Genomic DNA, 15,391 nt, shown 5'->3' with positions numbered 1-15,391 from the left:
GAACGGGCGGGCGGGCGGGCGGGGGTCGCATCGTATGCCGGAACGTCACGGAAAAGCCCTCTGACCGTTACACGACAACATACTTCCGCGTGCCACTCTCCCGGTGACACACACTCAACACGCGTAGAATGCCGCGCCCTTGAGCCCGGAGCGTCGTTCGTCGCGCGTGCCGTCCCCGGGAAAGGGCCCCCCATGTCCGTTCTGCACACAGGCCGTTGGAAGATGCTGGCGGCAGGCATAGCCGCCACGCTCGTCGGCCTCACGCTCCCCGCGGTCACCGCGACTCCCGCGAGCGCCACGACCACCGCCTATGACAGCACGTACTACAAGAACGCGGTCGGCAAGACCGGCACCAGCCTGAAGTCCTCGCTGCACACGATCATCAGCAACCAGAGCAGAATCTCGTACGACGCCGTCTGGACCGCGCTGAAGGCCACCGACCAGGACCCGAACAACAGCGCCAACGTGCTCCTGCTGTACAGCGGCGTCTCGCGGAGCAAGAACCTCAACGGCGGCGACGTCGGCGACTGGAACCGCGAGCACGTGTGGGCCCAGTCCCACGGCAGCTTCGGCACGTCGGCCGGCCCCGGCACGGACCTGCACCACCTGCGCGCGTGCGACGTCCAGGTCAACAGCATCCGCGGCAACAAGGACTGGGACAACGGCGGCAGCCCGGTCAGCGGCGCGACCGGCAGCTACACGGACAGCAACTCCTTCGAACCGCGCAACGCGGACAAGGGCGACGTGGCGCGCATGATCCTCTACATGGCCGTCCGGTACGAGGGCGACGACGCCTGGGCCGACCTGGAGCCCAACGAGTCGTCGACCAACGGAAGCGTCCCGTTCCACGGCCGCCTCGCGATCCTGAAGCAGTGGAACGAGCAGGACCCGCCGAGCGCCTTCGAGGAGCGCCGCAACGACCTCATCCACAGCACCTACCAGGGCAACCGGAACCCGTTCATCGACCACCCGGAGTGGGTCGAGGCGATCTGGTAGCGGATCGCGACATGGGAGGAGGGGCCGCCCCGGATCACTCCGGGACGGCCCCTCACTTGGTCAGGCGGTCAGATCACTCAGGGGGTCACCCGAAGGACTTGATGCCGTTCCAGTTGGCCGACAGGACGGTCTTGACCGGTCCGTTGGTGTTGGTGGTGGACGGGTGGTAGACGCTGATGTAGCCGGTGGAGGCGAAGCGGGCCCAGATGTCCGGGATGCCGTCACCGCTGACGTCGGGGATCCCGATCGCGGTGGACACGTTGGCCGCCGTCCAGTTGGTGCCGAAGGACACGTCGCCGTTGAGCGAGTTCGCCGCCAGCTTGAGGGAGTCGAGGTTCACGCTCCCGGCGCCGGTTCCCGGCTTGCCGTGGCGGACGTACATGTTGCCGTTCTCGGTGTTGCGCCACAGCAGGTCGGGGGTGCCGTCCTTGTTCATGTCGGCGAGGTTGACGATGTCACGCGGGGCGGCCCAGGCGCTGCCCTCCATGAGGGTGGCGGTCTGGAAGGTGGCGCCGGTGTAGCCGGAAAGGACCCAGAAGGCGGTGCCCGCGCGCAGCGCGAGGTCGGGCAGCTCGTCGCCGGTGATGTCACCGACCGCCTTCATCTGCGTCCACGTCGAGGGCGCCGGCGCGTTCGACGGGAGGCGGACCTTCAGCCGGTCGTCGACGTTGAAGGTGCCGTAGCCGTCGCCGGGGTAGAGGTAGAACGTGCCGTCGGGGTCGACCGCGAACAGGTCCGTGGACCCGTCGCCCGGGTAGACGTCCTGGTAGTGGGCGATCAGCGCGGCCTTGGTGCCGTTCCACCACGGGGTCTTCGGGGCCAGGACCGGCTTGCCGTCGGCGCCGATGGTGTAGGAGCCGGTCAGGCCCGCGTACAGCTCTCCGCCCGGGGAGCCGGGGTAGGAGAAGAAGTTGCCGTTCGCGTCGATGATCATCAGGTCCGGGATGCCGTCACCGCCCACGTCGCCGGGACCGTCGGCGGTGTCACGCGGCGGGACGTAGGTGGCGTAGTCGGTGCGGGCGCTGACGTTGCCGTGGGCGTCGAGGGCGAAGATGTGCAGCCAGTTCGGGCCCGCGTGCGGGGGCTTGAGGTCGGGCACGGTGTAGGAGCCGTTGACCGCGGTGACGTCGGTGTAGCTGACGCCTTCCCAGCCGTAGCGGAACTTCGCCGCGCCCTCGGAGGTGAACGTCATCGGTCCGGTGCCCCCGAACTTCACCGAAGCCCAGGTGGCGCCGTCGGAGGTGGCCCGCTTGAACGGGGTGGTGTCCTCGTCGACGACCGGCGGCGGCGGAGCCGAGCCGTCGATGGTGACGGCGCAGTTGTCGGCGGTGTTGGCCGGGAAGTAGGAGGAGACGGCACCGGCCGCGTCCTCGGCGCGCACGGCCCAGTAGTAGGTGGCCTTGTCCTCCAGGGAGGTGGAGGCGATCGTGGTGGAGGCCCAGCCGCTGGACAGGCTGGTGACCAGGGTGCCGGCCGGGACGGTGGTGCCGGCCTTCCAGAACTTGAAGCGCAGGCCCTTCAGGTTGCCGTCCGGGTCGGAGGCGTAGGCCTTCAGGACCAGGTTGGTCTTGCCGACGGTACGGCCCGGGGCACCGACGACACAGGCGTAGCCACCGATCGTTCCGTTGGTGGGCTCCGCCGGCGGACGGTTGTAGGTGACCTCCAGCGTGGCGGAGGTGGCACGGAACTTGCGCCAGGTCTGCGTGTCGCTCTCGCTGGTCGCACGCAGGCCGAAGGTGATGTTCGACCAGCCGTTGTCGGCGCCCTTCTGGGCGGCCGCGACGACGCCGGAGTTGTTGAACATCTCGTACTCGTCCGGGCAGGAGGTCGACCAGCCGTGCGCGAAGGACTTCGACTGCAGGTGCGTCGACCAGGACGGCTGCGCGTTCCACGTCGTACCGGAGGAGATCGAGCCGGTGAGGTAGAACTTGAACTCACGGTCGGTGCAGGACCAGGAGTGGTTGTTCAGCACCTTGAAGGCCGCAGAGGTGACCTTGGCGCCCTTCATCTTCGAGTCGAAGCCCATCCGCCAGAAGGAGCGGCCCAGACCACCGGTCTCCGACTCGTAGCCCACGCGGGCGTCGGAGGTGCCGGAGGAGAAGTTGGTGCCGTTGTAGAAGCTGGAGTTCGGGTACGGGCGGTACGCCGTCGTCCACGCCTGCCAGCCGGAGTTCATCGTCGGGTCGACGAAGAGCGGGAACTTCACGCCGTCGCCGGTGAGGAGCCTGGTCGCGCCGAGGTGCAGCGCGATCCGGGCGGTGCCGGTCCTGTCACCCTCCAGGGCGACCGGCAGTTGGGCGGACTTGGCGCCCGGCTCGATACCGGTGAGGCCGGACAGCTTGAGCACATCCGCGGGGGTTGCGGTGGACGTGCGGGCGACGGAGCCCTCGGGCAGCTCCGGATCCCGGCCGCTGGAGTCCCAGGCGAACGGGGTCGGTATGGAGCCGACCTCCTTGCCTCCCTTGTCCAGCACCAGCACGCGGTTGGCCTTCGTGTCGTGCTGGAAGGTGGCGGTGGCCGAGCGCAGCCCGTACGAGACGGATTCGAGCGCCCGCTGACGCGCGGCCTCGGGCGTCTTCACGATGAGGAGCTGGGCGAAGCCGCCCTCCTCACGTGCCACGAGGAGCAGGTCGACACCCGGCAGCACCTCGGAGTAGAGGGCGCGCGGGCCGTCGAGCACGGGCTCGGGCAGGGCGCCCGGCCAGGTGTAGGTGATGGTGTGACCGCCGAACTCGACCTCGGCCAGCGGTGATTCACCGGGCTGCGGGGCGCGGGCGTACGAGCGGTCGGCGCGGGACGCCTGGGCGCTGCCGTCGGCGAATCGCACCGGATACGCGGCGTTCACGGGCGAGATGCCGAGCCCCCGAGACGCCTTGTCGGAGCGCTGGAGCTTGTTGTCGATGGGGGCCCACCGGCCGGCGGCGTTCTTCGCCCGCTGCGGAAGAGCGTGCGTCTGCGACCGCAGCTGTCCGTCGGGCAGCGCCCAGGTCAGCGCGGTGGCCGTGGTGGCGGTGTCGACGAGGACCTTCTTGCCGCTGCGCACGGCCTCGGCCAGCGCGGTGGCCTCGTTCTTCGGGCCGGTGGCGGTCCGCTGGGCATCGGTGGCCTTGCCACCGGTCGTCACAGGCGCGGAATCGGGCTGCCACCAGGGCAAGAGGGCAGCGGTGAGGGCGGCCAACACCAGGCCGATGGTCAGGGACAGCCGCGTGCGCGTGCGCACGAAGGGGCTGAGATATGGAGGCGGCGCGGGCACGAGGTCTACTCCCGTGTAACCAGATGGATGGTGGACAGCACGACCAGCCCCTACGGCGAGCCGCGGGGCATGGGAGCGTCACAATCACACACCCGCCACAGAGCGTCCACAGATGAGAACTTTATAAATCGTTTACCAAAGCAGAGCGATCGACCTCCGTGATGCCGGGCCACTCCCCCTTTACGCCTTTTACGGCAAAGAGTTGAGGGGACATCAGGCGATTACCCGTATTGCCTGATTCACCATCAGAGGTGCACTGTGGCCTGCAATATGCCGTGACCAAGGTCACGTGGACTTACTTTGTGTAGCCGTAATAGACCTTGCTGTCGTCGGCTCTCATGACGGAAAGTGCCCCCGCGGACGTCTCCGGACGTGCGCCTCTTGGCGTTTCTGCGCCTTTCTGTTTGCAATCCCTTCACTTCGTGGCTGGTGGGAGTCGACGCGTATGCGTGCTTCAGGTCCGCTGCCATGGCTGGGGCGAGAACGCCCCGTCATGACAGAGTCGATACGACGGCGCCGGCGGCGAAGCCGCACGGCGACCGTCCTTTTGTTGTCCTCTTTGTTGACGCTGACGAGTCTGGGCACCCAGGCGCTGGCCATCCCCGGCCCGGGCATGAACCGCGAGGAATCGACCACCTCGGTCGACCTCCCCGACCTCCCCAGGAGCACCGAGCTCGACGGTGACGCCGAGGCGCAGAAGGCGCTGACCACGGCGCCTGAGGTGCCGGTGGTTCCGTACGAGCCCAAGGCGGTCACGCCGTGGACGGCGGACATCGGCACGGCGCCGCTGACGGCGCAGACCGAGCCGGGGACGATGGTTCCGGCCGGCAATCTGCCGGTCGCGGTGGGCGTGCCTGCGGGTACCGACCCGGCCGCTGTCGCCGGTGACTGGAAGATCGACCTGAAGGCGCCGGAGGCGTCCCAGGAGGCCGGTGTGTCCGGTCTGATCATGCAGGTCACTCCGCCGGCGACGGCGGACCCGGCCGCGCAGGTCTCCCTCGCCGTCGACTACACCGCGTTCGAAGACCTCTACGGGCCGCAGGCCGCCGACCGTTTCGGTCTCGTCCTTCTCCCGGACTGTGTCCTCTCCGCCACGCCGGTCGGTGACTGTGTCGCCGAAGAGGGCACGGAGACCATGTCCGGCACGGACGGCGAGAACGGCGGGGACACGGCCGAGAAGTTCGAGCGTCTGCGCTCGACCGTGAAGACGGTCGCGGCGAAGGACGCCCCCACGAGGACCACGGCGGCGAAGAACGCCAAGACCCGAAAGATCCTCTCCGGATACGTGCCGGTCGCCGACCTCCTGGGCGGCGAGAGGCCGTCGGGCGCGCGCAAGGCCGCGTTCCCGTCGGTGGACGCTTCCGGCTCGCAGGCCGTCGGCGCGATGGACACCGGTGCGTCGGTGTCGGGTGACTTCACCGCGTCGCCGCTGCTGTCGTCCGGCTCGTGGTCGGCCGGGTCCTCCTCGGGTGCGTTCACGTACCAGTACCAGGTGCAGGTCCCGGAGACCGCCGGTGGTCTCATGCCGAAGATCGCCCTCTCCTACTCCTCGCAGTCCGTCGACGGCCGTACGTCCTCGACGAACAACCAGGCCTCCTGGATCGGTGACGGCTGGGACTACAACGCGGGTTCCATCACCCGCACGTACGCCAACTGCCGCCAGGACTCCAAGAAGGCCGGCTCCAACAACGCCACCCACAAGACGGCGGACCTGTGCTGGGGGTCGATGAACGCGACCCTCTCGCTCGGCGGCATGACCACCGAGCTGGTCTGGGACGAGACGAAGGGCACGTGGTTCACGGCCAACGGCGACGGCTCCAAGGTCGAGCGGATCACCGGCCAGGCCACCGGCAACGGCGCCCGCAACGGTGAGTACTGGATCGTCACCACCAAGGACGGCACCAAGTACCACTTCGGCAAGCACAAGCTGCCGGGCTGGTCCGACCACGGCACCGCCGCCGACGACCCCACCACCGACTCCGTCCTGACCGTCCCGGTCTACGGCAACCACCCGGGTGAGGACTGCTACAAGGCCGGCGACTGGGCCCACTCCTACTGCACGCAGGGCTGGCGCTGGGGTCTCGACTACGTCGAGGACATCCACGGCAACGCCATGTCGCTGTGGTGGAAGAAGGACCAGAACTACTACGCGCGGAACATGTACTTCAAGGGCCCGGTCGTCTACGACCGTGACGGGTACCTGACGCACATCGACTACGGCCAGCGCAAGGACGCCAACGGCAGCATCTTCTCCGCCTCCGCGCCCGCCCGCGTGACCTTCGACGTCGCCGAGCGCTGCTACACGGTCGGCACGGTCACGTGCACCGAGGCCAACTTCACGTCGAAGGACCCGGGCAACTACCGGCCCTGGTTCGACACTCCGGCCGACCTTCGCTGCGAGAAGGGCAAGATGTGCTGGAACGCGGGCCCGACCTTCTGGTCCCGTAAGCGCCTCGACAAGATCACCACGTCGACCCAGCGCATCTCCGGCAACGCCTCCCGTCAGGCCGTCGACGACTACCAGCTCAAGCAGAGCTTCGCCGAGCTGAAGACCGGCCCGAACACCGCCCTGTGGCTGGAGTCCATCCAGCGCACCGGCTACGGCCGCGACGGCATCACAGGGGAGAAGAAGGCCCTCAACGCCATCCGGTTCGAGTCCAATACCGAGGACATGCCGAACCGCGTGCTGAAGCGGAGGACGGCGGACGACGCAACCGGCAAGAAGGGCGACTCGATCGACCCCCGCCCCGCGTTCTCCAGGCTGCGCGTCGCCCGCGTCATCAACGAGTACGGCGGCGAGACCGTCGTCAACTACACCATCCCCAAGTGGGGCGACACGGCGGACGACTGCGCCACCGGCCAGACCCTGCCCGGCAAGACGGACACGGCCGCGCTGAAGGCGAACAACCGGCTGTGCTACCCGGCCTTCTGGAACCCGGACCCCGAGGTCGAGGACATCGACTGGTTCCACAAGTACACCGTGGAGTCGATTGAGGAACTCCCCAACGTCGACGGCGCCTTCGCGACCAGGACGGCCTACCAGTACAAGAACCCGGGCTGGAAGTACGCCGAGGCCGAGTTCACCAAGAAGTCCACACGGACCTATTCGCAGTTCGCGGGCTTCGAGCAGACCACGGTGCTCACCGGCGCCGAGGACCCCGCCATCGGCAGCAAGCAGTCCAAGGCCGTCAACCGCTTCTTCCGCGGCATGGGCGACACCGTCCCGGTCAAGGACATTCACGGCGACATCATCAAGGCCTCGGACGGCTCGACGGTCTACGACCGCGAGGCCTTCGCCGGCCGCATCGCCGAAGAGCTCACGTACACCAACCCCACGGACGCCGACACCGACTGGCTGTCCCGCAGCGTCACCATCCCCGAGGCCACGCTCCTCGCCAAGCGCGACCGGGACGACCTGAGCGACCTCAAGGCCTGGCGCGTCACGGAGCCGGAGGAGGTCGCGTACACCAAGTCGTCCGGCACGAACACCGATGACCCGCGCACCCTGCGCGAGGTCAGGACGAAGACGACGTACGACCCGACACACGGTCTGCCCACGCTGGTGGAGTCGCTCGGCGACACCGGGAAGACCGGCGACGAGTCCTGCACCAAGTCCGAGTACCTGCACCAGACCACCAAGAACATCATCGGTCTGACCAAGCAGGTGCTGGCCTCGCCGACGACCTGTGCCAACGCCGACTGGGCCGACCTCACCACACTGAGCGGTGCCAACCGCACGGCGTACGACGGCACGGCCTACGGCACCGCACTGTCCGGCACCACACGTGGTCTGGCCACGGAGTCCTGGTCGCTCAACGGGACCGGCACCGACTTCCAGACCAACGGCACCAGCGCCTTCGACGAGGTCGGCCGCGTCATCCGCCAGACCGACGCCGACGGCAAGTCGGACACGATCACCTACGACCCGCCGACCGGTCAGGTCTTCAAGATCACGCACACGAACTCCCTCTCCCACACGCAGGTGCAGGAGCTGGAGCCGGGGCGCGCGACCACGGTGAAGACGACCGACCTCAACGGTCTGGTGAGCCAGGCGAAGTACGACCCGCTGGGCCGTCTCGCCGAGGCATGGGGCCCCGGTCGCACCCCGGCCACGGGCGCCGTGCCGGACTTCCGCGCCGAGTACACGATCCCGAAGCCCGAGCCGGATCCGACCGACCCGAAGCTGGAGATCCGCAAGCCCCCGTACGTCATCACGTACGCGCGCGGCCACGAGAACCGGATCGAGACCTCCGTCACGCTCTACGACGGCCTCGGCCGTGAGCGCCAGACCCTGGAGGAGGCCGACAACAACGCCGGCTACCTCGTCACCGACACGCTGTACAACAGCTCCGGTGAGGTGTGGCAGACCAACAACGCCTACCTGACCAGGGAGGCCAAGCCGGGCGAGCTGTTCACGCCGCTCGCCGACACCGCCATCCCCAACATCACCCGCTACGCCTACGACGGCCTCGGCCGTGTCGTGGCCGAGACGCCGTACATGAAGTACGTCGACCCGGTCACCAAGGAGGCCTCCTCCAAGGCGTACCCCGAGCGGGCGACCCGCTACGAGTACGGCCAGGACTGGTCCAAGGTCATCAACCCCGAAGGTGCCTCGTCCTACCGCGTCTACACCGACGCGCAGGGCCGCACGGTCCGCTCGGACACCTTCAACCCGGCGGCCCCCGGCGGCTTCACGTCGACGAGGTACACGTACGACGCGCTCGGCCGACTGGTGAAGGCCACCAGCTCGGCGGATCCGACGCACCCGTGGACGTGGACCTTCGACCACCGCGGTCGGATGGAGACCGCGACCGATCCGGACTCCGGGACGTCACGCACCACGTACGACCACCGTGACCGTGTCCTGACCACGACCACGGCCCGGGGCACGGTGTGGAACGGCTACGACGAGCTGTCGCGGCCGAAGCAGCAGCGTCTGAACGGCGCCACGGGAACGCTGCTGTCCGAGTACACGTACGACACCGCTCCGGGCGGCAAGGGCATGCCCGCCACCGCCACGCGGTACACGGACGGTCTGGCGTACACACAGAAGGTCAACGGCTACACCAAGGACTACCAGCCGACCTCGACCACGCTGTCGCTTCCGCAGTCGATCGTCGACACGTGGGGCTTCGCCAAGGACTACACCTACGGCTACAACTACACCGACACCGGGGCGCTGGAGGAGGCACAGCTTCCGGCCGCCGGCAAGCTGGCCGCCGAGAAGATGGTCGTCCGCTACAACAAGGACGGCAATCCGCTCTCCGTCTCCGGCAAGGACTGGTACGGCTCCGAGACGACCTACGACGCGTACGGCCAGGTCGTGCGCTCCACCCTCGGTGCGCAGCCGTACCGTGTGTGGACGCAGAACTCGTTCGACGAGGGCAGCGGTGAGCTCAAGGAGCAGTCGGTCTTCCGGGAGCAGAACACCGCCGGCCTGGTGGGTGGCAACCTGGTCTCGAACCGGGCGTACGGCTACGACCCGGCGGGCAACGTCACCTCGATCCAGGAGAAGTCGGTCGGGATCGAGGAGCGCCAGTGCTTCGTCTACGACCCGCTGGGTCAGCTGAAGTCGGCCTGGACCTCCAAGGACCAGGCGAACTGCACCGCTCCGAAGAACACCGACGGCACCCTGAACGTCGCCGCCGGCAAGGACAACTCCGGCTACTGGCAGGAGTACGAGTACGACCTCCTCGGCAACCGCACCAAGCTGACCGAGAAGGACCTCACCGGGGACACCGCCAAGGACGCGGTCAGCACCTACGCGTACGGCAAGGGCACCGACAAGGCCCAGCCGCGCACTCTCACCAAGGTGACGAAGAAGTACACCACCCCGGCGGGTGCGCAGGTCACCGCGGAGGCCGAGCGGCTCTACGAGCTGACGGGTGAGACCAAGTCGATCACCTCGGTCGAGAACGGCGACAAGCAGGAGCTGACCTGGACCTACGACGGCAAGGTCGACCGGATCACCGGCCAGGGCGCCAACGGCAAGACCGCGTACGTGGGTCTGGGCCAGAAGTGCATCGACCTCAAGTCGGGTCTCGCGTCCGCCGGCAACGCGATCCAGCTGTACCAGTGCAACAGCACGGTCGCCCAGTCGTGGCACTTCGACCCGGTTCCGGGCCAGACCGACGCCAACGTCGGCACCCTCGAGGTCTACGACACCTGGTGTGTGCAGCCGGCGGCGAACACCGCGGGCTCCGCGATCCAGCTGCAGAAGTGCGACGGAACCACCGCGCAGCAGCTCAAGCGGAACGCGGCCGGTCAGCTGACCCACGTCGCCTCCGGCCTGTGCCTGGCGGTGCAGGGCGCGGCGAACGTGAACGCGACGCCGATCGTGCTCGCCACCTGTGATGCCGCTTCCACGGCTCAGCAGTGGCTGGCGCAGAACGACACCCGTCACATCTACGGTCCCACCGGTGAGCGCCTGCTGACCATCCAGGGCAAGCAGGCCACGCTGGATCTGGGCGAGGCCCAGGTCACCGTCCAGCAGGGCGGGGTACTGGTCCGCTCCGAGCGTACGTACGCCGCAGCCGGCGGCGCGGTCCTGCGCTACGCCAACGGCACCGGCGGCGAGGCGCTCGTCGCCCTCGCCTCGGACCATCAGGGCAGCATCTACACGGAGGTCGGCCTCTACACCGGCCAGCCGGTCCGGGTGCGCAAGCAGGACCCGTTCGGCAACCAGCGTGCCGCCGGCACGGCGGGTCAGAACCTCCAGACCCACAAGGGCTTCCTGGGCGCCACCCGGGACGACGCCTCCGGCTTCCAGCCGCTGGGCGCCCGTCTCTACGACCCGGTGGTCGGACGCTTCCTGTCGGCCGACCCGGTGCTCGACCTGGCCGAACCGCTGCAGTCGAACGCGTACGCGTACGCGCACAACAACCCGGTGACGTACTCCGACCCGACGGGTCTGGCGATCACCCTGACCGCCTCCGAGAAGGAGGCCGCCCTCCGCGGTGCGGGTCTGTCCTCGGCGCAGGTCGCCCAGGCCCAGGCCACCATGGGCAAGTCCCTCACCTCCGTGATCCTCTCGATCGCGTGGGAGACGCTGAAGGACTTCATCGGCATCAACGACGCCATGGCCTGCTTCGGCGGTGACATGTGGTCGTGCGCGGGTCTGATCATCGACGCGATCCCGTGGACCAAGCTCGGCAAGATCCCGTCGGTCATCAAGGCCGTCAACCGCACCATCGACGCCATCCAGGCGTTCAAGGCCGCCAAGAAGGCCGCCGAGGCCGTCCTCAAGGCAGCCAAGGCCGCCGAGGCGGCAGCGTTGAAGGCCAAGAAGGCCGCCATCGAGAAGGCCAAGAAGGAGGCCGCGCAGAGAGCCAAGAAGAAGGCCGCCGAGCAAGCGAAGCGAGCAGCCGACAAGGCGGCCGCCGAGGCCAGGAAGACCGGTAACCGGGCCCAGAAGAAGGCGCAGGCCAAGGCCGCTCCGAAGGCCTCCTCGCAGCCCAAGCCCAAGAGCTCAGGGGGCGGCAAGAGTTCCGCCGGGGGGAAGTCCGACTCGGGCAAGCCCGGCGGCAAATCCGGCGGCTCCGCCCGCAGTAAGGGCGGATCCAGCGGAAGCGGCGGCTCCGGCAAGGTCGAGGAGGGCGGCACCTGCAACAGCTTCGTGCCCGGCACGAAGGTGCTGATGGCCGACGGGTCGACCAAGCCGATCGAGAAGGTCAAGGCCGGCGACCAGGTCGTCGCGACCGACCCGAGGACCGGGGCGACCCGGGTCCAGGCGGTCACGTCCGAGATCAAGGGCCAGGGCCTCAAGAACCTGGTCAAGATCACCGTCGACACCGATGGCGCGGCCGGCTCCGAGACGGCTCAGGTCACCGCGACCGACGGCCACCCCATCTGGGTTCCGGAGCTCGGCGACTGGGTCAGGGCGACCGACCTGCGGTCGGGCCAGTGGCTGAGGACCAGCGCCGGCACGCACGTCCAGATCGCCGCGATCCAGCGGTGGACCGCCTCGCGGGCCGAGGTCCACAACCTCACGGTCTCCGACTTCCACACGTACTACGTGCTGGCGGAGGCCACCCCGCTCCTCGTCCACAACTGCGACCACTACGCGCTCGGCAGGCGTGAGAGCGACCTGAAGGGCTTCGCCGAGAAGATCGGCGCCGAGCACTTCCTCGGGTCGCCGGACGCCACCTGGAAGGACGATGTCCTGGGGGCGATCCAGCGAGCCGCGCAGGGCGAGGCGAAGATCTCGTTCCTGCTGGACGGACTCCCCGGCGCCAGCCAGGGGCCGGCCAGGGCGCTGAAGATCGCCCAGGAGACGGATCCCAAGCTGCTCATGTGGACTCAGTGGGAGCTGCTGCAGGTCCACCAAGCCGGTCTCATGGACTCCGTCGACTTCTATCGCTGGAATCGACGCCAGGAGGACTGGACGAAGGTGAAACTGAAGAAATGACGTACGAGCTGGTCGGTGGAGACCTTCCCCTGAGGCTGCCGGGGACCTTCAAGCCGTGGGCCATCGAGGTGGGCCACAGCAAGGTCCTGCTCCGTGGACTCCTGGGGGGCGAGGACGGTGGGCGTCCGAGGATGTTCGACGTCCTCTTCCAGGACGTGTCACGGATCTCGCTGTCGGATCGGTACACGGACCTCGGTGTCCGTACCGCCGACCCGGAGACGATGCGGGCCGAGGAGCGGAGAGTGGGAGGCAGCTGGCGCGGTTCCCGTCTCTTCCTCCTCTCCGAGGGCAATCCGTGCGACTACGTGGTCGCGGGGTATCTGTTCTGGGCCGAGGTGAACGTCTTCCCCGGGGAGCGGAGCCCCCTGCTCGAGGAGTCTCCGCAGCCCGGGTCCATCGTGGAGAACAGGGTCTTCCGGGTGTAGCCCCGGTGCGCTGATCCCCGCGAGGCGAGCTCGTGGCGTTCGAACGGCGAGAAGCCCCGCCAGGCACGGCCTGGCGGGGCTTCTCGCCGCCTCGACCTGGGAGAACCACACCCCGGCGGCGGCCCTTCAGTCCGATGCGGCCCGGCGCAGGCGGCACCGCCGATCGCGCCCCTGGCGCGTTCGTAGCAACGCACAGCCCGGACCATGGCGCTGGCCTGCAGAAACCGCCAGTAGAATCTGGTCACGTGACTGCTGCGACTGCGAAGCCCCGTATCCCCAATGTCCTGGCCGGCCGCTACGCCTCCGCGGAGCTCGCCGTCCTCTGGTCCCCCGAGCAGAAGGTGAAGCTGGAGCGTCAGCTGTGGCTCGCCGTGCTGCGTGCCCAGAAGGACCTCGGGATCGAGGTTCCGGACGCGGCCCTCGCCGACTACGAGCGCGTGCTCGACCAGGTCGACCTCGCCTCCATCGCCGAGCGCGAGAAGGTCACCCGGCACGACGTGAAGGCCCGGATCGAGGAGTTCAACGCCCTCGCCGGCCATGAGCACGTCCACAAGGGCATGACCTCGCGTGACCTCACCGAGAACGTCGAGCAGCTGCAGATCCGGCTCTCGCTCGAGCTGATGCGTGACCGCACCGTCGCCGTCCTGGCGCGCCTCGGCAAGCTCTCCGGCGAGTACGCCGAGCTGGTCATGGCCGGCCGCTCCCACAACGTGGCCGCCCAGGCCACCACCCTCGGCAAGCGTTTCGCGACCGCCGCCGACGAGCTGCTCGTCGCCTACGGCCGTCTCGAGGACCTCCTCGGCCGCTACCCGCTCCGCGGTATCAAGGGCCCGGTCGGCACCGCCCAGGACATGCTCGACCTGCTCGGCGGCGACGCGGCCAAGCTGGCGGAGCTTGAGCAGCGCATCGCCGGTCACCTCGGCTTCGCGCACGCCTTCACCTCGGTCGGCCAGGTCTACCCGCGCTCGCTCGACTACGACGTGGTCACCGCGCTCGTGCAGCTGGCCGCCGCGCCGTCGTCGGTCGCCAAGACGATCCGCCTGATGGCGGGCCACGAGCTGGTCACCGAGGGCTTCAAGCCCGGCCAGGTCGGCTCCTCCGCGATGCCGCACAAGATGAACACCCGCTCCTGCGAGCGCGTGAACGGACTGATGGTCATCCTGCGCGGCTACGCCTCGATGACCGGCGAGCTGGCGGGCGACCAGTGGAACGAGGGCGACGTCTCCTGCTCGGTGGTCCGCCGGGTGGCGCTGCCGGACGCGTTCTTCGCCTTCGACGGCCTCCTTGAGACCTTCCTGACCGTGCTCGACGAGTTCGGCGCCTTCCCGGCCGTCGTCGCCCGCGAGCTGGACCGCTACCTCCCCTTCCTGGCCACGACCAAGGTGCTCATGGGCGCCGTGCGCGCCGGGGTGGGCCGCGAGGTCGCCCACGAGGCCATCAAGGAGAACGCCGTCGCCTCCGCGCTGGCCATGCGTGAGCAGGGCGCCGAGCGCAACGAGCTCCTGGACAAGCTGGCCGCCGACGAGCGGATCCCGCTCGACCGGGCGCAGCTCGACGCGCTGATGGCCGACAAGCTGTCCTTCACCGGTGCCGCCGCCGACCAGGTGGGCGCGGTGATCTCCCGTATCGAGGAGATCGTCAAGCAGCACCCGGAGGCCGCCGGCTACACCCCCGGGTCGATCCTCTGACCGGGTTCACCCCGCGGGAGCTCCGGGCCGCTCGCGACCGCGTCGTCCCCGACGTGGCCGCGAGCGGCCTTTCCGTACTCTTCTGCGGGATCAACCCGGGTCTGATGTCCGCGGCGACCGGCCACCATTTCGCGCGCCCTGGCAACCGGTTCTGGCCGGTGCTCCATCGGTCGGGCTTCACCCCGCGCCAGCTGAAGCCGTCGGAGCAGGAGGAACTGCTCTCGTACGGCCTCGGGATCACGAACGTGGTGGCGCGGGCGAGCGCGCGGGCCGACGAGCTGAGCGAGGAGGAGTTCCGGGAGGGCGGCCGACTGCTGACCGAGCGGGTGGAGCGGCTGCGTCCGCGCTGGCTGGCGGTCGTCGGCATCACCGCCTACCGGACGGCTTTCGGGGAGCGCAAGGCGCTCATCGGACCGCAGGAGCGGATGATCGGCGACACCCGGATCTGGGCCCTGCCCAATCCGAGCGGGCTCAACGCCCATTGGACGGCGGAGTCGATGGCGGAGGAGTTCGCGAGGCTGCGGGTGGCGGCGGGGGTGCCCGACCGGCGTACGGAGGACGCATGACCGTTGGCCGCGGAGGGTGCGACCCGCGTACGCAGGACGCGTAGGGGCCGTGCCCG

The 15,391-nt window shown here is 68.7% G+C and carries 6 protein-coding genes; 5 read left to right on the top strand and 1 reads right to left on the bottom strand.

Features of this window, described 5'->3' with window-relative positions:
• Window positions 1-192 precede the first annotated feature (192 nt).
• Complete coding sequence (locus ACIRB4_RS16790) at window positions 193-996, top strand: endonuclease I family protein (RefSeq protein WP_403291913.1); 804 nt, start codon at window positions 193-195, stop codon at window positions 994-996.
• Window positions 997-1,081: 85 nt separating this feature from the next.
• Here ACIRB4_RS16790 and ACIRB4_RS16785 read toward each other — a convergent pair whose 3' ends face one another.
• Window positions 1,082-4,216, bottom strand: coding sequence for a hypothetical protein (locus tag ACIRB4_RS16785; RefSeq protein WP_403291911.1), 3,135 nt, complete (start codon window positions 4,214-4,216; stop codon window positions 1,082-1,084).
• 646 nt (window positions 4,217-4,862) lie between these two features.
• Here ACIRB4_RS16785 and ACIRB4_RS16780 point away from each other — a divergent pair.
• The 4 genes from ACIRB4_RS16780 to mug all read left to right on the top strand — a co-directional run bounded on the left by ACIRB4_RS16780 (window position 4,863) and on the right by mug (window position 15,335).
• Entirely contained in the window at window positions 4,863-12,656 is a 7,794-nt protein-coding gene (locus tag ACIRB4_RS16780) for a ricin-type beta-trefoil lectin domain protein (RefSeq protein ID WP_403292396.1), read from the top strand.
• Window positions 12,653-13,081, top strand: coding sequence for a hypothetical protein (locus tag ACIRB4_RS16775; RefSeq protein ID WP_403291910.1), 429 nt, complete (start codon window positions 12,653-12,655; stop codon window positions 13,079-13,081). The genes ACIRB4_RS16780 and ACIRB4_RS16775 overlap by 4 nt, the downstream gene beginning before the upstream one ends.
• Before the next feature lie 245 nt (window positions 13,082-13,326).
• Window positions 13,327-14,769: an adenylosuccinate lyase gene (purB, locus tag ACIRB4_RS16770; RefSeq protein ID WP_403291908.1), complete on the top strand. Its 1,443-nt coding sequence runs from the start codon at window positions 13,327-13,329 to the stop codon at window positions 14,767-14,769.
• Window positions 14,766-15,335 carry a G/U mismatch-specific DNA glycosylase gene (gene mug, locus ACIRB4_RS16765; protein WP_403292395.1) on the top strand — a complete coding sequence of 190 codons (570 nt, stop codon included), beginning with the start codon at window positions 14,766-14,768 and terminating at the stop codon, window positions 15,333-15,335. The genes purB and mug overlap by 4 nt, the downstream gene beginning before the upstream one ends.
• The last annotated feature ends 56 nt before the right edge of the window (window positions 15,336-15,391 follow it).

The organism is Streptomyces sp. NPDC093600 (genome assembly GCF_044764755.1).
Lineage (GTDB): Bacteria > Actinomycetota > Actinomycetes > Streptomycetales > Streptomycetaceae > Streptomyces.
The sequence above is the reverse complement of the archived record's forward strand: the minus strand, read 5'-3'. Positions and strand labels throughout refer to the sequence as shown.